This is a genomic window from Paenibacillus sp. strain BS8-2 (genome assembly GCF_054483835.1).
Genome location: NZ_CM137010.1, coordinates 5,910,082 through 5,934,849 on the forward strand (window position 1 = coordinate 5,910,082; position 24,768 = coordinate 5,934,849).

At 48.4% G+C, this 24,768-nt stretch carries 20 protein-coding genes; 2 read left to right on the top strand and 18 right to left on the bottom strand.

Translation table 11 applies throughout. The features are described 5' to 3' along the window. The first annotated feature begins 227 nt into the window (after positions 1–227). The gene (locus ACX1C1_RS25570; RefSeq protein ID WP_458954931.1) at positions 228–3,152 is read left to right on the top strand and encodes a right-handed parallel beta-helix repeat-containing protein; all 2,925 of its coding nucleotides are present in this window, start codon (positions 228–230) and stop codon (positions 3,150–3,152) included. Between the two features lie 55 nt (positions 3,153–3,207). On the opposite strand, the gene ACX1C1_RS25575 is transcribed toward ACX1C1_RS25570, so the two are convergent. From ACX1C1_RS25575 to ACX1C1_RS25610, 8 genes are read right to left on the bottom strand one after another with little or no spacing between them, the layout of a single operon-like run. Beyond that, positions 3,208–4,767, bottom strand: coding sequence for a lipopolysaccharide biosynthesis protein (locus tag ACX1C1_RS25575; RefSeq protein WP_458954932.1), 1,560 nt, complete (start codon positions 4,765–4,767; stop codon positions 3,208–3,210). After that, entirely contained in the window at positions 4,764–5,942 is a 1,179-nt protein-coding gene (locus ACX1C1_RS25580) for a glycoside hydrolase family 88 protein (protein ID WP_458954933.1), read from the bottom strand. Before ACX1C1_RS25580 ends, ACX1C1_RS25575 begins: the two co-directional genes overlap by 4 nt. Further along, positions 5,942–7,150 (bottom strand): glycosyltransferase, encoded by a 1,209-nt coding sequence (locus tag ACX1C1_RS25585; protein ID WP_458954934.1) that lies wholly within the window; start codon positions 7,148–7,150, stop codon positions 5,942–5,944. Before ACX1C1_RS25585 ends, ACX1C1_RS25580 begins: the two co-directional genes overlap by 1 nt. A gap of 11 nt (positions 7,151–7,161) precedes the next feature. Beyond that, the gene (locus ACX1C1_RS25590; RefSeq protein WP_458957799.1) at positions 7,162–8,355 is read right to left on the bottom strand and encodes a glycosyltransferase; all 1,194 of its coding nucleotides are present in this window, start codon (positions 8,353–8,355) and stop codon (positions 7,162–7,164) included. 8 nt (positions 8,356–8,363) lie between these two features. After that, entirely contained in the window at positions 8,364–9,521 is a 1,158-nt protein-coding gene (locus ACX1C1_RS25595) for a polysaccharide pyruvyl transferase family protein (protein ID WP_458954935.1), read from the bottom strand. Between the two features lie 4 nt (positions 9,522–9,525). Then, entirely contained in the window at positions 9,526–10,569 is a 1,044-nt protein-coding gene (locus tag ACX1C1_RS25600) for a glycosyltransferase family 2 protein (protein ID WP_458954936.1), read from the bottom strand. 12 nt (positions 10,570–10,581) lie between these two features. Further along, positions 10,582–11,805: a glycosyltransferase gene (locus tag ACX1C1_RS25605; RefSeq protein WP_458954937.1), complete on the bottom strand. Its 1,224-nt coding sequence runs from the start codon at positions 11,803–11,805 to the stop codon at positions 10,582–10,584. A gap of 18 nt (positions 11,806–11,823) precedes the next feature. Continuing rightward, positions 11,824–13,020, bottom strand: a complete 1,197-nt coding sequence (locus ACX1C1_RS25610) for a nucleotidyltransferase domain-containing protein (protein ID WP_458954938.1) — start codon at positions 13,018–13,020, stop codon at positions 11,824–11,826. A 199-nt stretch (positions 13,021–13,219) separates the two neighbouring features. Between ACX1C1_RS25610 and ACX1C1_RS25615 the strand changes: the two genes are divergently transcribed. Continuing rightward, a complete protein-coding gene (locus ACX1C1_RS25615; RefSeq protein WP_458954939.1) occupies positions 13,220–13,879 on the top strand; it encodes an acetyltransferase in 660 nt (219 codons plus the stop codon). On the opposite strand, the gene ACX1C1_RS25620 is transcribed toward ACX1C1_RS25615, so the two are convergent. Genes ACX1C1_RS25620 through ACX1C1_RS25665 form a run of 10 tightly spaced genes read right to left on the bottom strand, consistent with a single transcriptional unit; the run spans position 13,876 to position 24,639 of the window. Then, positions 13,876–15,069 carry an aminotransferase class I/II-fold pyridoxal phosphate-dependent enzyme gene (locus ACX1C1_RS25620; RefSeq protein ID WP_458954940.1) on the bottom strand — a complete coding sequence of 398 codons (1,194 nt, stop codon included), beginning with the start codon at positions 15,067–15,069 and terminating at the stop codon, positions 13,876–13,878. The genes ACX1C1_RS25615 and ACX1C1_RS25620 overlap by 4 nt on opposite strands. Further along, positions 15,066–15,674, bottom strand: a complete 609-nt coding sequence (locus tag ACX1C1_RS25625) for a sugar transferase (protein ID WP_458954941.1) — start codon at positions 15,672–15,674, stop codon at positions 15,066–15,068. The genes ACX1C1_RS25620 and ACX1C1_RS25625 overlap by 4 nt, the downstream gene beginning before the upstream one ends. A 48-nt stretch (positions 15,675–15,722) precedes the next feature. After that, positions 15,723–16,463: a glycosyltransferase family 32 protein gene (locus tag ACX1C1_RS25630; RefSeq protein WP_458954942.1), complete on the bottom strand. Its 741-nt coding sequence runs from the start codon at positions 16,461–16,463 to the stop codon at positions 15,723–15,725. Positions 16,464–16,485: 22 nt separating this feature from the next. Then, positions 16,486–17,559 (bottom strand): EpsG family protein, encoded by a 1,074-nt coding sequence (locus tag ACX1C1_RS25635; protein ID WP_458954943.1) that lies wholly within the window; start codon positions 17,557–17,559, stop codon positions 16,486–16,488. Positions 17,560–17,589: 30 nt separating this feature from the next. Then, positions 17,590–18,498, bottom strand: a complete 909-nt coding sequence (locus ACX1C1_RS25640) for a glycosyltransferase family 2 protein (protein ID WP_458957800.1) — start codon at positions 18,496–18,498, stop codon at positions 17,590–17,592. Next, positions 18,498–19,628, bottom strand: a complete 1,131-nt coding sequence (locus tag ACX1C1_RS25645; protein ID WP_458954944.1) for a glycosyltransferase family 1 protein — start codon at positions 19,626–19,628, stop codon at positions 18,498–18,500. The genes ACX1C1_RS25640 and ACX1C1_RS25645 overlap by 1 nt, the downstream gene beginning before the upstream one ends. Continuing rightward, positions 19,519–20,718, bottom strand: a complete 1,200-nt coding sequence (locus tag ACX1C1_RS25650; RefSeq protein WP_458954945.1) for a glycosyltransferase family 2 protein — start codon at positions 20,716–20,718, stop codon at positions 19,519–19,521. The genes ACX1C1_RS25645 and ACX1C1_RS25650 overlap by 110 nt, the downstream gene beginning before the upstream one ends. After that, positions 20,681–21,856, bottom strand: a complete 1,176-nt coding sequence (locus ACX1C1_RS25655; protein WP_458954946.1) for a glycosyltransferase family 4 protein — start codon at positions 21,854–21,856, stop codon at positions 20,681–20,683. Before ACX1C1_RS25655 ends, ACX1C1_RS25650 begins: the two co-directional genes overlap by 38 nt. A gap of 18 nt (positions 21,857–21,874) precedes the next feature. Then, entirely contained in the window at positions 21,875–22,756 is an 882-nt protein-coding gene (galU, locus tag ACX1C1_RS25660; RefSeq protein WP_458954947.1) for a UTP--glucose-1-phosphate uridylyltransferase GalU, read from the bottom strand. Between the two features lie 47 nt (positions 22,757–22,803). After that, positions 22,804–24,639, bottom strand: coding sequence for a polysaccharide biosynthesis protein (locus tag ACX1C1_RS25665; protein ID WP_458954948.1), 1,836 nt, complete (start codon positions 24,637–24,639; stop codon positions 22,804–22,806). Positions 24,640–24,768 lie beyond the last annotated feature (129 nt).

Consider the following 24,768-nt stretch of genomic DNA (forward strand, 5'->3'; position numbering starts at 1 on the left):
TGCTGTCTGCTATAACGAACAAAAATGTTCTGTTAAACGTAACAAAGTCCTTCACGATATCTAGCATCTAGCTGAGCTGGATAATAGCCGCTCCCTTATGCCAATCAATAGGCCTCCATGGAGATGATGCACCTCCGCATCTGCGGCTAGACGCATACACTTCCCGTCATCTATCTCATACATATACTGATACTAGTAACAAATCCATAGAGACGAGAGGTGAGCGTATGCCTGATAACGGATATCTGAACGTAAACGGACAAGATTTCCTCGTCTATGACGATAACGAATTGCAGACCAAAATGGACTCCATTTATGATCCTACCACGGGCAAAATTAGAACGTCGGCACTGCCAAGCGGTTACGGTGCCACGGGACCGACTGGTGCGACTGGTCCGACGGGAGCAACTGGCGCGACTGGTGCACAGGGACTTGCGGGAGCGGCCGGTCCTCAAGGTCCAGCCGGTGCCGCAGGCCCCGCAGGTCCCGCAGGTCCAGTAGGTGCCGCAGGTGCTAAAGGCGCAACTGGTGCGACCGGCGCGCAGGGGATTGCTGGACCAACCGGTGCGAGTGGGCCGGCCGGGCCCCAGGGTATTCAAGGGCCTAAGGGAGACGTCGGACCGCAAGGGCCTCAAGGATCACCGGGGACAGGGACAGATTCCGGAAGCACTTTAAGCTATACGCTGGAGCTATCACGATGGGGGATCATAGCCGGACTCCCTTCCAAACCGTATACCAACGCCAACTATTTGCAGGCTGACCGCAACGTGCAGGGATTCAACAACGCGATTCAATGGGCTTACGACAATGGTTACCGATATCTCTTCGTGCCGAAAGGTTTGTACGCCATTTGTTATCCTCGCACCATTATGATTACGCAGAGCAATTTGACGCTCGACTTCGGCGGCTCGACGCTTAAGGTCATCTACGATTCTACGAACAAATCCCCCTTCGATACTAGAACCGGAGCTACCGATTACTACAACTTCCCTGGCAGAGATTCGAACGGTCAAGATGGTGTCAGTATCAAGCTGCAGAGCGTGACTGACAGTCATGTACGCAATGCGGTCCTGATCGGGGACAAGGCAGATCGAAGCTTCGTCAACCCTGCAGAAGCAGCCGTTGAATGGACGTATGGGATTCAAATAATCAAAGGCTCTTCTCATTGCACGGTTAGCCAATGTACCATCAGCAGTTATATGGGGGACGGTATTTCCATCGACAGTACTGGAAATTACGATTATGCGGAGTTTGGTCTTGGTCTTACGGTCAACGATATCGATCGTAATACAGGAGCAGTCATTCCAGCCACAGGGAAGACACTCGTTTCTCAACTTATCACCTTGCCTACAACCGATTACAATAGTTTTTTGGTCGCAGGAGCTGGATATACGCGGCTTACGGCCATTACCAACAAGGAAATCGATGTGGCTTATTACGCTGCAGATAATTCGTATCTCGGTTATTACAGCAACAAAAAAATATATACGCCCATTTCCATTCCGACTGAAGCACGAAAGTTCCGCTTCCTATTCAATAACGAAACCAATCCAGCCAAGAACATGCAGATTACATTAAAATTCGGACTTACGCCACACCATAACACCATCGAGCATAACGAGGTCTACAACATCCATCGGGGCGGCATTACACTCGGTGGCAATTACAATACCGTTCAATACAATAGCATTCATGACGGGACCGGGTTGCTAGACCGTAAGCCTATATTTCCTGATCCTACAAGATATGGCGTTAATCAGGAAGATTCTTACGGAGACAACTGTATTGTTCGTAACAATTTGTTTTACAATCTTTTTCATGGTGCTCTAGTCGGATGCTGGACCATAGAAATTCATAACAACCATTTCTATAATTTGAGTTCAATTGGTATTAACTTATATTCGCTTCATATGGCGAATGTAAAAGAAAATTATTTGTACCGCTGCCAGACTGGTATAGGTCTGATGGATGCACACTTGCCGCATGCCCATGTCAATATCTCTCATAATACAATCGTATCCACCCCTAATGCAGGACTAGGAGGCACCGGCTACGACCTCTACTTCCAGAACAATACCTTAATTGATGTCGGAAGCTTCGCCATGCCTGATGATGACATGACAGTAAATGAAAGCAACCATTTCATATGGACCGATCAGTTCGTCGGAACCCCTGTCGTTACCGCGAATTCGATTGATAAGTGTACGTTCGAAGGATATAACACCCAGAAGGATCTGACATTCAGAGCTTACCGCTTTTCCGATACTGTATTTATGAATCTCAATTTAAAGCTTGAAACCCGAAATCAAAGCAAACTCGCAGAAAATATCACATTCGCTTCTTGTACTTTCAATAAATGCCTGATCAATAACCATATTTTTTCAATGAAACGAAGAATTGTGGTCATTAGCCACGGTAAGCTAATTGATTCAATCGTGAAAATTGGCAACATAAACACTCCGGAAGAATCGCCTATCACGCAGTTGCTGGATTGCCAAATCGTCGTAAATTCGAATACCTATTTGTTCCAAGGCGAATTTAACACGGGATACGGCGAAATCGAGCTGCAACGCAGCTCAATATCGATCTCCAGCAGCTCCTTTGCTTACTTGCTAACAAACGTGTTTAACGTGATTGGGACGATCTCATTATCCATCAAAAGATCACATATCACTTACACGGGAAGCGGACGTCTGAATCTCCAATATTACAATTCGACCAACAGCAAAGCAGTCCGCCAATTCACAAATAGTAGAAACGTGTTCTCAAACATCAACTTGCCTGCTCCCCAAGCTGGCATTTATATAGACTACGACATCGATATTGAAGGGCTCACGCCTCCTACTTCAGGCGTTTGGTTCAAAGGAGATACGTACGGCAATGCAGCTCCATCTGCTGGAAGTCACGTTGGCTGGGTTTGCGTCGTAGCAGGAGCAGTTAGCGCAACAGCATGGGCACCAAGTAAAGCACAAGTAAAAGGAACCCGCATTTACGGGGGCAATCGAATATATGAAGCTACGAAATCTGGGACGACGGGAACGATCATCCCTGCTTGGCCAAGTGCCTCTGGTGCAACAGTCGCTGATGGATCGGTCATATGGCAGGAAGTTGCTCCAATAGCATTCTTCCGTCCTTACGGAACGATTTTATAGATAATACAACAAGGCCCTCCTGTCTCGAGACAGGAGGCCTTAATTTTATCCCTTTTTATTCACCTGTTTTTAAAGTCGCAGCTTGCACACGAGTTCGATCCGGCACCACTTTACCTATAAAGGACTTGGCCAGATTACGCAAATACCCGAACTCTTTCGTACGATAGAACGCCAGGATGTACATCGCATTTACAACAGAGACAATCGCCACCCCTTGCATCAATAATCCCAAATAATGATCATCCGAAATGAATCCGCAAATGAAATGGGCAGTACCTAGTGCTAGAAGACCGATTATCGTGTATACGACATATCGTCCATAATAATGAACAAGAGACTTCTTGAACACCTCTCTATACACAAGCAGAGGGGTCGTCCAGAACGGAATCGCGATTGCGCTGATTAATCCACCTAAGAAGATTCCGACGAATCCCAGCCAATGAACGAGCCAATACGATAATCCCAAATTAATAGCGGCTTGAACCAGCGGAGCGTACCTGTCTGCCACAAAGATGCCGGATGTTGTCTTAACAGTCGTAATTGTATTGCGCATTCCTCGCTCATAGAACATGATAACGAGGACGAGTAGAATCGAATCTCCCAGGCGGAACGACTCACCAAGCCATACTGAGATGAACGGCTGTATAAGCACATACATGCCTATCGCTAGTAACGAATATAACCAAAAATTCAAGAGGAACGTTACTTTGTAAATTTCATAAATTTTTGCATCCTTTTCCTTCGCTACCAGGTTACCGACGCTATGATACATCCCGGAGAATATCTGATTCATAAAGGTACGGCTTATATCGAGCAACATCTTATAGTTGGCGTACAATCCGACGGCAGCAAGGCTGACGAAGGTCGAAATCATAATACTCTCCACGCCAAAGATAAAATAATTCCCGATATTGGCGATACAGATCGCTTTCATATTTCGATAAAAACCCGCTTTGGTTTCGGGGTCAAGCTGTACACTCGACTTTTCCTTTAAGAACGGATATGCTCGATTGGCATACCCCGCTAACAAGAGCGATGTAATGATCGTTATTGAACTATCGAAAGCCAGATATAACAAATAATTTTCTGTCAAATACAAAATTGCAATTTTGGCACTTGTCGATATGATCGCGGAAATCGAAAACGCCATCGTCACGATATAGTTTTTTTGATTGACGTTCAGGTACGAATGTTTGTATACGAACAGATAAGGCACCGCTGTATTCAGAAGAAAGATCGAATAAATCAGCTCAATATGTTCGATGCTCGTCTCTTTGACAATGAGCGGCAAGAACGGTAATACCAATAGCCCGAGCAGCATAACCGCACCAGAAATAATGCGGTATGTATTCCGATACAGACGCATTAACGCCATGACTCTTGGTTTATCCCCGTCTGCTACCGGTTTGTACAAATGATAGACGATACTTGCCCCGATCCCCGCTTCGGCAAGAGAGAGCATAGCCAGCACACTAGTAAATAATGCATTCACTCCCAAATACTCTAGCCCTAAGCTGCTAATAAAAACGGTACGAGAAACGAAGCTGAGCGCAGTAATGATCAGTTGATTACCTAGCCCTGCCGCAATGTTGAGAACCGTGTGCTTGACTCTCATCGGCTTATCGCGCTCGCTAATCTTATCGTGAAGCCTTGAGTAAACGGAAGTATACCAAACAACATAGAATAAACCCCGATATCCTTCGTGTCTCCTTGCGAGAAGTCGACTTCGCCTCCACGACGGGTAACGCGCATGAGATAGTTTGCAGCACGCTCTGCTCCTTCTTTGCAAGCTGCCTGCAGTTCCTCAATATCGGCGGCACGAACCAGAAACCAGCCGAGTGTTGCCGTTGCCGACGAATCCGCTCTCGCTTCGTCTCGATTAACTGACCAATTCCAGCTTCCACTTGCATGCTGGAATGAGAGTACTGCTTTCGCAAATCTCTTGATCATTCCCGCTAGCTTTTCTTTGTTTGCTACATCCTCTGCAGGCAGCTCCGACCAAGCATCGATCAAGCCGATCGCAAACCAACCAAGACCTCTGCCCCAGCCATACAACCCTGCAGGCATCAGCTTGGTAATATGATAGGCATGGCTTGGAATATAATGTTTGCCTAACATCCCATGTTGCTCGTAGTGCTCCAATTGTCGAACAGCAAGCTCAATACATTCCTTCTTCCCATACCTTGTACCGTATGCAATAAGAAACGGACAGATAAAACCAATCGTATCCACGTATCGGTATTGTGGCATTGAAATCCGATATTTAACGGTTCCATCCTCACCCGTGTGGTCTTGAATCAATTGCCAAAGCTCATCAAGAGCTGGCTTGAAACGATCCACGGATTCACCTGCCGTCTTCATTATCGCATAACCAAGAATGCCAACATCGACATGCTGAGGTTTGACCTTCCATTGGCCACCAGAATCGAACGTATCCGAATAGTACTGTTCAATCCTCATCTTTAATCCGGCATCTTCGCCTTGAAGCTGCATATGCTCGGCAAACCCCAGCAACAATGCGGCTTCTTGCCAATGCTGTATGGTCGTTCGTTTATAGTTACCCTTTAACATATCAATCACGATCATTCGATTGTTGTCCGTCACCTTAATAGTAGGTGTACGATTAAGCCACTTCATCCCTGTATCCGTTACCGCCACTTTCCATGCGCTCCGGCTGCTGTATCTTCCTATGTGGATACGCCCCAACCAATCCCTTGCAATGGGCATAAAATCGATAAAAATGACGGCTATTACCGCTACAAGAACGATTATCGCAATAAGCTGCAGCATCAAGCTCTCCCCCCTCCGGCAATCAATTCGTACAGCTTCTCTACTTCCCCTGCCGTACCAAGTCTTTCCTGTTTGAGTTCTTCAGATAATGTTTGTCTTAAGCTTGGATCACCTGCCAAAGCGGCGATCCCCTCCGCTAACGCTTCAGCATTCATTTCGACGATCCAACCATTTTTCCCGTGACTAATCTGATCCTCCGCCGTCGAGAAATGGGTAACGACGATAGGCATACCCAATATCTTCGCTTCATCGATGGCAATCGATTTCCCCTCAAATCGGGATGGCTGGACATAAAGATCCGCACGCCTGATATAGGCATAAGGGTTATCCTGTAAACCAACCAAATAAAAATGTTCACGCAGCTCCAACGTTTCTATCAACAACTCTAGTTTACGTCTTTCCTCGCCTTCACCAACGATATACCAACGAATATGAATCCCTCGGTCAAGTAACAAACGGCAAGCATGCGCGGCCATATCAAACCCTTTTTGCATGTTTAATCGACCGACCGAAACAATCGTAAACTCGTTTTCCAGAGACGGAATGCCATACCTCTCGCTTTCGTGCGACATCGCAACAATCAAGTCCGGAGATACGATATTCTGAATCACCTTTACCTTTTTCATGTGCTCAGGGAACAATCGAAGCAATACATCGGAGCAAATGTCGGAAACTGTAACCAAATAGTCCAGCTTGCCAAAATGCTCTCTATCGTAGGCAGGATCCATGCCAAGTTTTTCGTAGTCGTTGTGAACAAATCCGATTTTAACCTCCGCATCGACTTTATCCAAACAATAATAAACAGGCGTTTTCTCCAGAAAACCAATAGCAGCATCGTATCGGATCGAAATGGGAGGCAATGCGGTTGATAAATATTTCCACAGCTTTTGTTCTCGCTGAGCCGCGTTTACTTTACTTCTAAAGATGAACCCGGCGCCGATTCTTGCGAAGGCAATCCGAAAATCTCTTTGTCTCAGACTTATTCGGATTGCTTGGCCTATCGGCATATCAAACAACTGATAGTTCTGCATGTCTCCAACTAATGTCACTTCAGGGGGCAATTGTTTCATGAAGATTCCTTCGCGCTTAAAGAGCAGCAGATCGACTTGATATCGAGAATAGTCGATATGATTAAGTAAGGAGACCAGCGACTTCTCCGCTCCTCCGCAATGCAAGTTATTCATCACGAACAATAACTTTTTCTTCATACAGAACCCCCTTAAGCCAAAAGTCGATACAGCTTGTTAATCTCTTCTTCGGTTCCTAATTCCATGCCGGATAATTGCAGCTTCAGATGCTGCCGTAAGGTATGATCCTCGATAAGTCGAATAATGCCATCCGCAATGCTCGCTGCGTTCATATCCACAATCAATCCATCCGATTCATGCCGAATTTGATCCTTTGCTGTGCTGAAGTTCGTTACGACAATCGGTTTTTGCAAGATTTTGGCTTCGTCGATGGCAATTGATTTCCCTTCGAATTTGGAGGTTTGTGCATAGATATCAGCTTGCTCGAGATACGGGTAAGGGTTCGAACGTAATCCCAATAGCCTGAAGGATTTGTTTACTCCGTATTGTTCGATTAGCGCTGACAATCTTACCCGCTCCTCGCCTTCGCCGATTACATTCCACTGTATACGGAAACCACGGTCACAAATGATCCGGCAAGCTGCGATGGCAAGCTCCAGACCTTTCTGCTCATGCAGCCTCCCAATCGTTAAGATGACGATTTCTCGTTCGCGTCGCTCGAATATGTCTGTCTCGCTACTCTTGGCAAGCCCCCGAATCATCATGGGAGAGACAATATTGTGAATAACACTAACCTTGTGGCTGTGCTCCGAAAAAATTGTCTTTAGCGATGACGCGCATTCATCCGATACCGTTACGATATGGTCCAGCTTCCGGAAATAGGGGAGATCAAATTCTGCTTTCGTTTCCAGCATCGAATAATCATTGTGTACCCACCCGATTTTGGAACGTGCTGACACTAAATCAACGCATAAATAAATGGATGTCTTCTCTAGAAAACCGATTGCCGTATCGTAAGTGCCTTCTAGTGGGACCAAGCTCTCATTCAAATATTTCCAGGCTGCTTGCTCACGCTCGCCAACGGATTTAGGTGCACGGTTAACAATCGCGTATTGAAGTCGCCTGAATGCCAGCTTAAACTTTCTCCCCTTCAGGAATCCCGCTACCGCCGGTACTAACGGACGAATAAAGTTGCGGTAATCACCTGGCAACGGCAGAACGGTAACCCATATCGGTAAATGCTCCATGAACATGCCTTCTGGGTGCAGGAGAAAAATATCGACCTCAAACCTATCGCGATCGATTTGAGATAATAGGTTTACGAGACTTCGTTCTCCTCCGCCTGCTGCCAGACTAGGCATCACGAATAGTAGTTTCTTCTTCATGGCTGTCACTAAGCCATTTCTCTCAGATAGTCGACCGCTTGACGCGATAATTGCTTCACGCCTGGTATCGCCTGTCTAAGATGTTGCTTAATGTTTGCTTCGTCCTGGAGAAGCTCGTCAAATCCCGCCTTTAATGTTTGGGCATCCGACAGCTCGTTAATTTGAAGCACCAGCTTCTCTTCTCCAAAGATATCCTTCGCAATCCCTCTAGACTTCACGCTATACCCAAGCACCATTGTGGGCACCAGGTTAGAATAAGCCGCTATCGTCGCATGCGTACGCGCTCCAATAAAGAATCTCATCCGTCCGATATACCCTTTGTACTGTATCGCAGACAAATGATCGGGCAGCAATATCACTCGCCCGGTCGCATGAAATTGTTTGTAGAAGTGCTGGAGCATCTCATAATCGTTATTCCCTTCATAAATAACATGTGGGGTCAACGCAATCGTCATATCGGTAGAATCCAGAATATGCTGTATCAACTGGACCACGGCTAGCCTGGATTGCTCATTAAGTCTCCAGACGAGCGGACTGAAGTTGATCCCGATGGTATTGCCATCTTGCCACCCGTCAGGAAGAGGCAATTGCTCTTGATCCATCGTAAACGCAGGATCGGCTGCAAGTTTAACTTGCGCAAGTCCCTTCTCTTTCAACATGTTATATGTGATTGACTCGCGTGCAACGATAAGATCGAACTGCTTGAGATCCTCAAGCTTCTGTGGGGACATATCCTCTTCTCCGATCGAGCACCCCCATAACACTAGCTTTTTGCCCTGCTTTTTTACTCTTCTGTCGATTTCGTACCAACCAGGTTGTTCCCCGTAACAATAATTGTCACCGCCGATCGACATAACAACGTCCATATCTTTAATTCGACTGATTGTTTTGGCTTCCAGTTCTCCTAAGGCATAGGATTCGGTTCGAAACAATTTATTTTCTAATAACGCAACGAACCACTTGCCCGAATATTTCTTAATGATGGAAGCCGATCCGTCAAAAACTTCTTCCAGTCCGTCAATTCCTCTATCGGTCTCCGGTTTCGAAGAGGCCAAAAACACCTTGGATTCGCCAATATGATTTTTGATCAAGTTAGTTGTAGAACGGACAATGGCCTCGCAGCCCCGATTTTGGCTACCAGAATGCGCAAACATTAATATTTTCACCTGACTACCCCTCGTTTCTTGTATGGTTTCTAAATCTACTATATGCCGTCAATCCATAAAGCCCAAGCGCAGAACGTCGATTCATCAGCCTCAGCATCCACAGCTCGTACTTCCCTACATCCACGTTAAGATTTATGTACATGCGAAGCGCAGACTGAACTGATGTATGCCTCAGAATATCTTTTACAGCCGACAATTGCTCCCTAATCGCAAGACCGTTTCCAGGTATAAAATAAACATGTATGTAGGACATAATCGCTTGAATTAATTCGATAGACTTCAGTTGATTCAATTGGGCCGGTCCCATTAACCGAGCGTAAACCTGCGGGTAATTCTCTTCGTATACTTCTATCGCATGGCCGAAGTAATCCATCTTGGACAGGTTCCTGGTCGCGCTGCCTTGTACTTCCCGATAATGATAACCTGCATATTTTTCATAGAACATAGAGTTCGAGGCGGCTAGTAACTCCATTCCGAACAATTTGTCTTCTCCGAGGACCCTCCCTTTCTGAAAAAATATCTCATTCCCAACAATTAGTTCTGCACGGAATAATTTGTTGCAAACGGAATTCATTGACCATCCCTTCATATATATGGGCATGACTTCTCGTTCTACATAAGCTCGATCAAGCCGTGTGCCCGAAGTAATTTCGAAATGAGTTCTTAGGGATTGCCCCTCTAATTGGGTCACATAATCGATTAAAACAATGTCGCAGTCCGATGCTTTCGCTGCCTGGTACATGACCTCGAACATATCCGCTTCCACCCAGTCGTCACTGTCCACGAACCCGATATATTCACCTCTGGCAGCGGCAATACCGGCATTACGTGCAGCGCTGACACCCTGATTCTCCTGATTGATTACCCGGATGCGAGAGTCTTTCATTCGATATCGTTCCAGGATCGCGAGGCTTCCGTCTCTTGAACCATCATTAATAAATAGAAACTCGCATGAATCCAGGGTCTGTGCCAACAGCGATTCGATACACTCGGACAGATACTTCTCCGTGTTATATACAGGTACGATAACGCTCACTTTCAAATCCATGTCGATATCTCCTTACACGACTGCATTTTCTTTGGCATCTATCATCAGTGCATATAACTTGCTGAGCTCCTCAACGCCGCCGTAATTCGTTACCCGGCACGCATCTTCGAACTTCTTCAACAGTTCAGGATGGTTATATAAATGTTCGATGCCATCGGCAATGCCGTTCTCGGACATATGCACAATGTACCCGTCCTGTTCATGCCTAACTTGGCTGGAGGCTGTCGGATAATTGGTTATGAGCACCGCCTTACAGAGCACTTGAGCTTCCGTCACTGTAACGGCCTTTCCTTCATACCTCGAAGGCTGTACGTATAAATCGCAAGCTGCCATATATGGGTAAGGATTGAGCTGCTTGCCTAGCAGCACGAAAGAGTCTTCCAATTGGTTAAAACGAATTAATTCCTTTATTTGTGCCTCGTCTCCGCCGTAACCAACCACATACCAAACGATATTGTTGAATCCCCTGTCTTTAAGCCTTTTCATTGCCTTGACCGCTTGGTCGATTCCTTTGGCGTGAGAAAGCCGGGCTACCGTCAATAATTTAAAACGATCATCAGCTTTCATTTCATTGGCCGCACCTTGCTCCATTGCCAGTGCTGTAACGGCCTGCTGCGATATAACGTTTTCCACGACATGCACTTTAGGCGCAAGCTCGCCATATTTGCTCACAAATGAGGATTTGCAACCCTCCGACACAGCGATAATGGCATCGTATTTGCGCCAAATCTTCAAATCCATTTCGATATCAGTTTCGATAGTCGAGAAGTCGGTATGGATCCATGCCAGCTTCCGGGTTGCATTAACCTTCTCAGCCACATAATAATGCGGCCATAAGTAACTTATCGCCGCATCGTAGCGCCTTCCTTCCTTAGGCAAAAAAGGAAGTGCGTATTTCCACATCAATTGCATCTGCAGATATCCAGGCTCCGTTAGTTTTCTCCGCATAAGAGTCAGCATGGCTGTATGGAACTTGGACAGCAGCCGAGCCAATCCTAAACCGAGATGTCCGGATAAGATTGTTTCCTTAATGGATGAACGGAACGTGGCGTAAGCAGGCAACTCCTGCAGTAAATTCGCTTTTTGGGATAACAAACCCATGAAATCTCCCTTATGCCGGTATAACATGACGTCGACACGATGATTGTCGTAATCGAACTCATCCAACATGCCAGCAAGACTTCGTTCTACGCCGCCAACCTCCATATCGTAAGAAGCGATTAAAACTTGTTTCATATAGCTCCTCCACAGACTTTATTTCTTTTTTTCATTATTTCTTTGTTTAATCTTCCTCCAAGTCCAGAGCATCGGCCTCAGTGGAAAATATAAAAAATGAAGCCGCTTCGGCAATGGCAGCGTCTCAGCATCTTCGTGGAAGGGATGTATGATGCTCAGCGCGTATATACACTTCTGACGTAATGTCATGAGTCCGAACAAATATTGTTTATGATATCGCTCGACATCTTTGGGCACAGGTGGTGAATGGAGATTAACCATACGCTCCATATAGAACATCGTGTCTTCCGCCAGCCATCCGGCTTTGCGTGTAGTTAGAATCGGCTTCATCTCTTCTCGAAGCGGCGCGGCGAGCAGTTTAGCGGCGAGAAACAGCGCTTGACCTCCAATATGAAGGAGCTGATGTTTACGCAGATGGGCAGCAAGTCTAGGCCAATCGATCTTCTGTTTCATCATTTGCTTAATATCTAATAGCCATCGTAGTCTTGACCAACCATGTCTTGCGCCATGGGAGACAAGAAACAGGAACAAATCCTCTCTCCCCAAGAAGTAAATCGGCCTGCTAATGAGAGCACTCTGTCGTCTGCGGCTCCATAGCTCTTCGAATCCAGGCTCCTTGGACGGAGAGGGATTAAGGCGCCAATGCACCTCTACCTTTATCCCTTTTGTGGGATGATGGAACGTGACATGATGATGCCGCCACTTCCAGTCGTTGAGCACGCTTGTAATGTAATCATCCTTCTCGTAGCCCAGTGAGACGAGAAGCTTCTCAGCGTCTTCGAGGCGATCCATGGGTACCAACAGATCGAGATCGCAAGAAGTTCGCAAGGATACGTCGCCGTATAGATCCGCAGCGATAACAGGACCCTTGAGGAACAATGCTCGAATGTCGGCGCCTTGAAACAATGTAGCCAGCTGCTCCATTTCTCCACTGAGCGTCAACATTTGCAGCGTATTCCGATAATAGTCTTTCTGGAAAATACTTATGACGAAAGCAGGTACGCGAATGGGCCTATGCTCCTGCAGCTTCCGGTTTATAGTCGGGAATACGCGATGATGCCTTGCAAGTTCGATAAAAGCATGCCAATCGGCATCCTTCATCAGCTCCCAGAGCTCATAACTTAATTCCGTTCCCTCTTCCATCTCCAGGAAGGCAAGTAATAATTTTAATTCATGTGAAAAGTCCCCGGTATGGAGCACGGCTTCCATTTTCATGTCGGTCTCCTTCATTCGCAAATAACGAACAAAATTATTGTTTTGTTCTATAAAACGAACACGTATTCAGATTAGCATCCGCTCAAACATCTGTCAATTACCTTCACCATATTTCTCCATTGTTTCTAATCCAAATCATTCCATGGTGTGCTAGAATGGTAGCAGATCATAGGAGATAAACGATGAAGGGAGCTTTCGAATGTCGAATACAATCGTAATTCTCGGCGCCGGCGGACATGCCAAAGCCGTCATTGATACGATCGAACAACAAGCTGACTATCGAATTATTGGATTGCTCGACAAAGGTAAGCCGATCGGGGAAGTTGTATACGGATACGAGGTATTGGGGGACGAATCCTGGCTGGATGATTCAAATCACACTGTGGATGGCGCAATAGTCGCGATCGGAGACAATTGGACGAGAGGCCTGGTGTACCAAAGAGTTACGCGTATGCGACCTAATTTGAAGTTTGTTACCGCCATCCATCCATCTGCGGATATTGCGAAGGGAGCCAGCATCGGCGCAGGCTCGGTCGTCATGGCAGGCGCCTTTGTCGGCAGTGATACGAGTATAGGGGAGCACTCGGTATTGTACTCGCACTCGCTTGTCGAACATGATTCGCGAATCGGCGACTTCGTTAGCTTCGCTCCTAAATCCGCTACAGGCGGTAACGTCATTGTTGGCGATTATACAGCAATCGCCATCGGAGTATCGATCATTCATGGTGTTACGATTGGCGAACATAGCATCATAGGCGCGGGTTCAACCGTCATTCGGGATGTTGCTTCTTTATCCGTCGCCTTCGGAACGCCTGCTAGGGTCATTCGATCCCGTATTAGCGGCGAACGTTACCTTTAACTTGCCGCTTCAGTCGTTTGAGCAAGCTCCTCACCCGCAACATCCTCGATTACGCGGATGACTCTCTCCTGCTCCTCCAAGCTCATATTGGAACCCGATGGCAGACAGATACCCGTTCTGAACAATGACTCACATACCGAGATCCCTTGTTCGTGATGACCATAGAATGTAGTTCCCTTGAACAATGGTTGCAAATGCAACGGCTTCCAGAGCGGCCTTGCTTCGATATCCGCTTTGGCCAGCTCAGCGAGGAGATTGCCGATCATGCTTTCTGCCCTTGCGTGGCAGATCGTCATCGCCGTCAGCCACCGGTTGCTGCGCGTGCCTTCCGGCTCAGGCATAAAAGCAATACTCTCATATTGGCCAAGCGCTTCTTCGTACCTTTGATAAATCGCCCGCTTGGCATCCACCCTTTGACTCAGCACCTCAAGCTGCGCCCTGCCAATGCCAGCCAGCACGTTGCTCATCCGGTAGTTGTAGCCCATTGCGCTATGTTGATAATGCACAGCGGCATCTCTTGCTTGCGTGGCCAGAAATTTGGCACGCTCCAACGCTTCTGTATCGGAAGATACAAGCATTCCGCCTCCGGAGGTGGTAATAATTTTGTTGCCGTTAAACGAATAGATGCCGAAGGCGCCAAAAGTGCCGCTCTGGCGTCCACGATACGTGGAACCCAATGACTCAGCAGCATCCTCAAGGATGGGCACGCCATATCGCTCACAAATACTCATAATTTTATCCATGTTCGCCATTCCACCGTACAGATGGACGACGATAACCGCTTTGGGCGTTCGCCCTGCGGCCGTTTCTTGACGTAACGCCCGCTCCAACGCGCTCGGAGACAAATTCCAAGTATCCGGCTCCGAATCTACAAAGATCGGCGTCGCTCCAAGATAGCTGATCGGATTGGCGGTCGCAACAAAGGTGAAGCTGGGACAAAGCACCGTATCACCTTCACCGACGCCGAGCAATTGCAAGGCCAGATGAATCGCGGCCGTACCCGAGCTGACTGCCGCTGCTCCTTCGATGCCAACATATTGCGCTAATTGTTGCTCAAAAGCTGTTATATGCGGACCGATCGGCGCGATCCAATTACTCCGGAAAGCTTCATCGATATAGGCTTGCTCGTTCCCGCTCATATGCGGCGGAGATAAGTAAATACGAGTTGATTGCTGCGACAAAACGATCATCCTTTCTGGTTATGAGTTTGGCCTTCGAATATCGGCATAGTAACATGGTTGCCATTACTAATTCCTTCGGATCGAAACACGCGTCCAACTGTCAGAAACATGATCCTTATATCCAGCCAGAAGGATTGATTCTCGACATACCACACATCACGATCGAAACGATCCTCCCAAGAAACAGCGTTGCGGCCGTTCACTTGAGCCCAGCCTGTAATCCCTGGTCTAACCAGATGACGTTTGGCTTGCTCTTCCGTGTATAACGGCAAATAGTCCATGAGCAGCGGCCTCGGCCCTACCAGGCTCAGCTCTCCCTTTACAACATTCACTAGCTGCGGCAATTCGTCGAGACTTAACTTTCGCAGCAGTATACCGAATGGCGTAAGTCTAAGATGATCAGAGAGCAGAGCGCCTTCCCTGTCTCGCTCGTCGGTCATTGTTCGGAATTTGTACAGCATAAACGGGCTACCCCTAAGCCCTGGACGCTCTTGTTTAAATAAGATCGGGGTACCTAGTTTAGTCCGAACAAGAATAGCGACAATCGCCATCGGGATAGAAGCAACAATTAATAGCAGGCTTGCGGCTACAAGATCAAACACTCTTTTTAGCATCGTAGGTCTCTCCTCTATCTATCTCGTTCCAGCTGCAATTATTCGGTACTATGCAAATAGTTTTCTCATTCTCGCAATGGCTTTGGGACCGATGATTCGGCTAGCTACCCGCTTTGCGCCGCTTTTGAATCGAACATGCATAGGCAGCCATGATTGAGCAAAATGATGAATGGTATAGCTGTCTTCCGTGCGATAGCTCCCCCCATTGATATAATCGTAGGGGCTGAAATATTCGCGTGGATACATGACGACTCCGTTACGAAGGTGCTGATATGTACCGTCGAGCACGAGTCCTTCGGACTTGCAAAGCTCAGAGATGACAGCCGTGTTGGTCATCATATCGTAGGTACCGTCAGGCAGCAGGAAGGTCCTGCTTTCGTAATCGTCCAGCAGCATCTTGATCCAAGGATGCTTTGGTGCAGCACCCATCGTACCGGACTGCAAGAATCGTCCATCCTCAAAGCCAGAGAAGGCCTCGTGCACCAGCAAGGGGTCGAGCCCCTTTAACACTTCAACATCCGTGTCCAAATAGATGCCGCCGTGATGGTAAAGCGCGTGCAAGCGTACATAATCGCTGACGAAAGCATACTTTTTGGCTCCATAGGCTTCCTTGGCATATTGGGAGGAGTCCAGATCGAAGTTGTCCTCATTCCATTCCATGAATTGATAGCCGCTGCCGAGCTTTTTCTCCCAGCTTTTCATGCACGTCTTAATTTTGGCAGGCTTCTCGCCGCGACCGAACCAGCAATAATGGATAATGCGGGGAATCCGCTCCTGCTGTTGCATCATTTCTCCCTCATTTCTCGAATGGTTAGAACGGCCATTTCAAATATTCGCTTGAATAACGGATATCAAGAACGATGACGTTCTCGTAGAAAAAGTACAAAAAATAGAAGCTGATGAAAGCAAGATACACGACTTTTTGATCCTTTTTTCTAAACAACATGACCATCCAGCCCAGCAATAACAATTGATATAAAGTAAAGTAGATACTGAGTCTGGCAAAAATCCAGTTTTGCGTCGAGATGATCATTATGACCGTGCCTACGAGCGAAAGATTAACGATAATGTCACTCTCAGGAAAGAGGCTCCTAAGCTTTTCCTTGCCAAAGTATGCGATGATCAACGGAATTACGTAAACGATCACCCGCAATATATTGGCTCCCCCTTCCGAGAAGCTCTGATATTCCGAATACTGCGTATTCTCGATAACAGCGAACAGTGCGCTCGAAAAGTAGTTAAACCCGACAACGATGAGAATGGCTAATGACAGCATAAGAGTCGTTACAAGAGTCCAAGCTTTGCGCCTGACCAGAAAATAAATAGGGATCATAAGCAACGCACTCTGATGAAATAACGATGCGAAAATAACGACGGGAAAATATATTTTCCACTTGCCTTCCAGTAACGCTTTCGTAGCAGCGAAAATGATAGCTGCCGCCAGAAACTGCCGGATGCCATTCATGGATACGATAAAAGCACCTGTTGTGAAATACGCATACAAGCTAAGCTCGATCATCCTAGCGTATTGATAAAAAACAATGACGATTAGAATGTTCGTAACAATCGCCGTAAGCAGAATCATCAACTGAGGATCATTTGTCATTTGTTTGAGCAGCATCTGGAATATATTGAAGCCGATATCGTCCTTTTGCAGGATGCTTGCCCAAGAAAAGTCATCTACCCTGTAGCTATGCATATACAAATACGTATCGCCGATATTATTCCTCAGACCCGCTACAAGACTTAATATGATCGCGCCGATTACGATATAAATCCGATTCGGCCGGATGCCGAGCGGTCCGATCGTTGTTGACGACGCGAAATATCTCGCCATAAACGCGTTAAAAAAAACGGCGATTAGCGCGAACCAGATCATTTCCATCTCTGCATCCCCCCTTCGGATTACGGATCTTCAGCCCGTCTTCACGATTGTGTTTCTTTTTGTCCGCTGAATGTACATATACAGGGCGACACCAAGCGGAACGGCAAGCACGGTCGTCCACTTGCGCGGCGATTCCACGATGAATTTGGTATTCCGCAGCATCAAACTGCTGGAGACGTAATGCACCGCCTCGCGGAACCGGTCCTTATAGGTTGGTGCATGCTGCATCGCTGTCTTGCGGAAAAAGGTGAAGCCTCGCGGATTGCGAAGGTATTGTTTGACCATGTTCATACTGGAGCCGTCCTGCCGATACTCGACGATGCATACGACTTCGTTAAGAACAAGCAGCGGCGCCTTCTGGTCGATCAGGATGTACTTATACGAAAGCGGACAATACTTCTCTCCCTCGTAGAGCGGGTACGGGGGGCATTCCCGTGTCAGCTCCGTTCGGTACACGAGCTTCTTATCTCCCTTGACACCATGCTTGGCATACAACGCTGACAACGTCACGCTGAAGAGATGATCTGGCATCCGCGTGCCGATAACGTCTCCATCCGTCGTCGCGTCTAGCGCTACAATTCCTGCATATGCACCGCTGCCTCGCTCACTCCAGCAAGCCAGGATGGTCTCCACCGCATGATCCGACATGTAATCGTCAGAGTCGATGCAGACGTTAAGCTCCGTCTCGATCAGCGCGTAAGCGGTATTGTGGGCGCCATGCATCCCTTGATTCTGTTGATACACATATCGAATCGGGAAATCGGCTTGTTCCTTCCAGCGCTGCACCATCGCTTCCGTATCGTCTGACGAGCCATCGTCCACGATAAGCCATATGAATTGCTTGCAAGTCTGGCGCAGCAAGCTCTCGTAACAGAGATGGAGTGTATAAGCGCGATTATAGGTCGGCGTAAATACCGTCAACTGCGGCAGAGCGTTCATCATCCCACTCCTCCCGAAGACCTCGGACTAATTCTCGATCTGTAATAGTCGCTCAACCAATCAGCCATTGAAGCGGTATCGTACCCGCTCTCCCTCAGCAGAAGCCCTGTATCGACATGCTCGTAGGTCACTCCAAGCACAGCGTCGCACCAAACGTCTATCGGCTGGTTCAACGATAAGAAGCTCACTCTTCCCGTAATATCCGCCTCCTCCGTTATCGCATCGGAGACCACACATCGAAGTCCTGCGGCTTGCGCTTCTACCAGCACGACTGGGAGTCCTTCGAACAACGACGGGAACAAGAACACATCCATCGCTTGCAGCAAAGCCGCAACATCCTCGCGTACGCCAAGGAATCTCACCGCGCCGGAGATCCCGAGTCTCTTTGCTTCCTCTTCCATGGCCGAACGCAAATGCCCGTCTCCTGCCAGCAGAAGCAACGTATTCGGATTACGGAGGTGTATCTGTTCAAATAGCTGCAGCAGGAACTTATGGTTCTTCTGCTCGTTGAATCGTCCGATATGTCCGATCACGATAGCGTCTCCAGCCCCTAATTCATGCCTTACAGCTTGCCGGACCGATGCATTGTAACGAAACTCAGATGCATTCACAGCGTTATGCAGGACGGTCACCTTCTCGCTCCGCTGCTTCCTTTTGCCAAACAACCATTCTCCCGCTCTGGCTGAACAAGCGAAATAATCGCTGGGATGATCCTTGATCGACATCCGGGCATAGAGCCGGAAGGGATACTTGTAGTCAAGGCCGAGATCACTTAGATGGCTATGGATAATGCGGCAAGGTACGCCTGCTTTTCTTGCGGCTCGTAATACAAATCCGCTGTTCTCGTTCATATGCGAATGAACGATCTTGTACTCGCGATGGCTTTCAAAGAACGTATCGAGCTTCTTGAAGTAGCGGCGATATTGTCCCGGTCTAATCGGTGGCATCCGGTAGATCTGTCCTCCAAGCGCTACAATCTCACGATCGTAATGTCCCTCTTCCATCCGATGTACAAGAAAGTCAAACTGAATGCCCTTCTCCCGCATTTGACGGTAATAATTCATGAGCATTGTCTCCAGACCGCCGCGATTCATGATCGTGACGACCTGCAGTATTCGTAATGATTCCATGTCTGCTCCTCCTGATCGGCTTCATGGTTCGCGCGAATTCCATCGCGGCTAACATGATGTACACGGGTAAGGCCAGCTTGCGGCCAGCCATTTGATAGAAGATTCTCCATATGACTTGACAATGCAGGGGCGAGAATCGCTCCAATGCCTTGCCATATATGTTATGGTGCAGCAATCTACGTATCTCGCGCAGCTTGCTAACCGGATTCGCGGGGTTGGAGCGGCCGACTATATTCAGCCCAAGACCTAACACATTCATCGCGATTCGATTGGACAAGCGAACGTCCGCATCGACGATTGCCTCACGAGAATCGTTTGTTCCCTTCCGGTAAGCCTCTTCCATCGATGCATATAACACCAGAAACTTGCTCTCGAGCCGAGGTCTGAAGCGTGTCGTGATGGAGCTTTCGTTAGCCCGCCAATAATGATAATAAGGACGATTGAGAAACACGAAGGTGCTGGCTCTCAAACATGCCGAGAGATTAAAGAGCGAATCCTCGTTGCTCCCGATCAGCGACAGATCCATGAACTTGATGTCATGCAGCAGTTCCGCCTTGTACAATTTGGACCAGACCGTTCCCCATGCGTCCAGGTTTTCAGGTCTTGCCGTTTCGGGACCTAACGGACCGAGCAGTCTGCCTGTGACATGTTCACGAACTTCGGCACCGCGATAAACCGTTGTATCCGCCAGCTCGAACGACTTGACCCTCGCGAATCCACCGAACTCGCTGACGTAGCCGCACATCACAATATCGGACTGCTCTCGCAAAGCCGCATCTAACATCTCCTCATACATCCGGCTATCGATCCAGTCATCCGGATCAACAAAACCGATGTAATCGCCGGTGCAATGCAATAATCCAAGATTGCGTGCAGCGGATACGCCTTGATTGCGGCTATCAATGACTCGAAGCCGCTCATCGCCCGCAGCAGCCTGCCATAACACGGACAAGCTTCCATCCGTAGAGCCGTCGTTCACAGCGATTACTTCCAGCTCACGACGGGTTTGCCCGAGCAGGCTATCCAGACATCGGAGCAAATAGGGCTCCATGTTATAGATCGGCACGACGATGCTGATTATGGGTTTCACCTTGCGACGCCTCCATCATAAAGGTCAAATACATCTCCCCTAGCTCCCCCATCACTTGCTCCAGCGAATACTGCCTTGCCCGCTCCGCGCTCCGCTCGCCCATGCGGCGCCTGGAGTCGCGGAAGTAGTGAAGCAGCTGCAGTCGGCTCGCGAACGCGGCAACATCATCCGGCTCGATAATGAAACCCGTACGCCCCTCGTCAACTAGCTCGCTATGGCCGCGATTTCTTGTCGCGACGACGGGCAGGCCGCAAGCCATCGCTTCCATAACATTAACCGGCAGCCCCTCTCTCAGACTGGCCGCCACGGCAGCATCGCACATGGGATAGAGCTCATCAAGATCGTCCCGATAACCAAGAAACTCCACCAGATGCGCGACGCCAAGCTGAATCGCGAGCACTCGGCAGTCGTGCAGGAGAGGGCCTTCTCCCGCAAGCAGCAATCTGGCTCCAGGCACTCGCGCCTTTAGCTTAGCCAATGCGTAGATGAGCAATCGATGGTTTTTGTTCGCATTAAATTCTGCGGCATAGATCATTAGAAAGTGATCGGGACCATAATTAAACCGCTCACGCCTGACTCGCTTCTCATTCTCGCTGATCGGTGCGTAATATTCGGTATCCACACCGACGCCGTGGACATGAGCAATGATGCCCGAGCGGAATTCCGCTTTTCGCGCACGCCTGTAATCTTCTTCATTGATGGTGACAAGACAATCCGTGTGGGAGGATAACCACCTCTCAATGGGGTAATAAAGCAGCCAATTAAGCAGCGGAGCCCCCTTATAGAAGTGGAAGCCATGGGCCGTATAGAAAACTTTTGTCCCTTTTGTTCTAGCCTCTCGGGCCGCGAGCCGAGCCAGGACGCCGCCCATTGGCGTATGGCAATGGATAATGTCATAGCCCGTCTCGTCGATAATCTTCTTCAGCATCCGATATGCCTTCACATTGGACTGTCTTAACGGCGAGCGTTCAATCGGCAAATCGAATTTGCGGTCCGTATGCGGCAGGGTTAGTCCGCCTCTAGCGGCAACATGCACCTCCCATCCGAGCTCTTGGAACCATTCCATAATAGGCAGATGGAACGCTCTGAAGTGATAGTCCACTGTTGCGCAGAACAATATCTTCGGTTGTGTTCCCATCGGATCTAGGTCCGCGCCTTAGCGAGGCGCAGTCTCCTTCTCCAGCTTACTGGTCAAGTACTCCAGCAATTCAATCCGCAAATCATCGCGCTGCAGCGCAAATTCAATAGTCGTCTGAATAAAGCCCATCTTCTCGCCGACATCATATCTCTGTCCGTCGAATTCGTAGGCGAATACTGCACGTGACCGGTTTAGTTCAGCAATGGCATCCGTCAGTTGAATCTCTCCACCCGAGCCAGGAGGCTGATCGCCAAGTATATCGAAGATCTCTGGTGTCAGAATATACCGACCCATGATGGCCATATTAGAAGGCGCTGCTTCACGCTTTGGTTTCTCAACCAGATGATTAATGCGGTGGAAAGCAGGTTCCATCATCATGCCATCCACGATGCCATAACGGGAAACCGATTCTTCGGCTACACGCTGCACACCGATGACGGATGAGCCGTATTGCTCAAATTTCTCAATCATTTGACGAAGGCACGGTTTAGGAGCAGAAATGATATCATCGCCTAGCAGCACCGCGAACGGTTCGTCTCCGATGAACTTGCGCGCGCACCATATGGCATGACCCAAGCCGCGCGGCTCCTTTTGACGAATGTAATGAATATCAACCATGTCCGAGGATTTGCGAACCTCCTGAAGAAGGTCGAACTTGCTCTTGGCTGTCAGGATTTGCTCCAGCTCCATGGAGTTGTCGAAGTGATCCTCGATGGCACGTTTCCCTTTGCCCGTCACGATAATAATGTCTTCGATGCCGGATTCGATCGCTTCTTCCACAATATATTGGATCGTTGGTTTATCTACGATCGGCAGCATTTCCTTAGGCATCGCTTTGGTAGCCGGCAGAAACCGTGTACCCAGACCTGCCGCCGGTATAATCGCTTTTCTTACTTTCATCTCTACATCGCTCCTATTCCCCTACGAAATTGACGATCTATTAGGCGTTACCCTGTAATCGTCGCAAGCTTCGAATTCGAATCCAGGACGACATGATTCGCCAGATCCAGCAGCCGTACCTTAAGCTCCGCGCTGTTCATACCTGGGAACTCGGCGATCATGGTCTCGATCTCCTCATACAACACATCCGACACTTTGCCTATGTAGATCTTCGGATATACCTGCTGTTCGGTCATCTCTTTGTCTCCCAGCATTTCTTCGAAGAGCTTCTCGCCAGGGCGGATGCCCGTGTATACGATTCCGATATCTTCGACCGTGTAGCCGGACATCCGGATGACATTCTGCGCAAGATCCGTAATTCGCACGGGCTCCCCCATGTCGAGCACGAATATTTCTCCGCCTCTCGCGAGTGCCCCCGCTTGGATGACTAACCTCGATGCTTCCGGAATCGTCATGAAATAACGCACCATATCCGGATGAGTAACCGTAACTGGCCCTCCCTTTGCAATCTGCTTCTGGAACAAAGGGATCACACTGCCGCGGCTGCCGAGAACATTGCCGAATCGAACCGCAACAAATTTGGTAGAGCTGATCCGATCCATATGCTGAATGATCATCTCCGCGAGCCGTTTGGTCGAACCCATCACACTGGTCGGATTGACGGCTTTGTCGGTGGAAATCATGACAAAGGTTTCGACTCGCGCCTTGCCGGCTGCTCGTGCCGTATTAAGTGTGCCTAACACATTATTTTTGAACGCTTCCTCGGGATTCCGCTCCATAAGGGGCACATGCTTGTGAGCTGCAGCATGATAAACAACATCCGGCCGGTGCGCAAGCATGACCGCCATCATTTTGTCAGCGTCCTGCAGGTCTGCGATTTCCGTAAAAAACTTGATGTTCGTATCCTTGAACATCTCCTTAAGCTCCATCTCGATTGCGTATATGCTATTCTCGCCATGTCCTAGCAGGACAAGCTTCTCTGGGAGGAATCGCGACACTTGCCTGCACACCTCTGATCCGATTGAGCCGCCCGCTCCCGTTACCAGCACAACCTTCCTTGACACGTAGCCGGAGATACTTTCGATATCGAGCTCAACGGGCTCCCGTCCGAGCAGATCCTCAACCTGGACATCTCGGAACTGCGTAACGGAGATCCGGCCCGTCGCCAAATCCTCCAGCATGGGAATGGTCTGCGTTTTGGCCGATGTTTTGGCGCATTCTGTATAAATGTTGTACAATTGCTTCTTACTCAGGGACGGAATCGCGATAACGATGTTGTCGATCTCAAGCTCCTTGGCCTTGGTGACAATAGCCTGGATGCCGCCGCATACGGGAATTCCCATAATATCGAGCTTCTGTTTGTTCGTATCATCATCAATGAACGCTACCGGATACAGCTCCGTGTCCGAATTGCTCAGCAGCTGGCGAACGAGCATCGTACCCGCAGAACCGGCTCCGACGATCATCGTGCGTTTGCGTTTCCCGCTTTGTTTGTTAAACCCGCTTCTAAAGATCCGCCAGACTAACCTCGATCCCCCAACAAGCATTAAATGAATAAGTCCGGCAGCAGCGAGCAGACGCCAATGAACGACTCCCAGAACCACTGCCTGCGCAAAAACGGAGAGTACGACTGTCAGCATCGCTGCCTTCATCATAATAAGCAGCTCGCCTATGCTCGCATATTCCCACGCCTTCTTGTACAGCTTGTAAGTAAAAAAGAAGATATGATGTCCCCCAAGCAGCGACGTAAAGACGAAATAGATAGAGAATGATTCCACATCTCCATACGATGGTCCCAGCAGTAATTGACCGAGCCATACGGCAGCGACCACGATTGCCGAGTCCAGCAGCACGAGCAGCGACAGCCTTCGTCGATACGTCATTCTAATCCTCACCCTTCTGATTGCCGTTCTATAATTTGTTCTTTAGACCGTTCTCTATTAAGAACATGTAAACCGCACATAAAGGCCGATTCGACAAGCGCCGCCTCGGCCTTCGTCTTTCTAACCTTC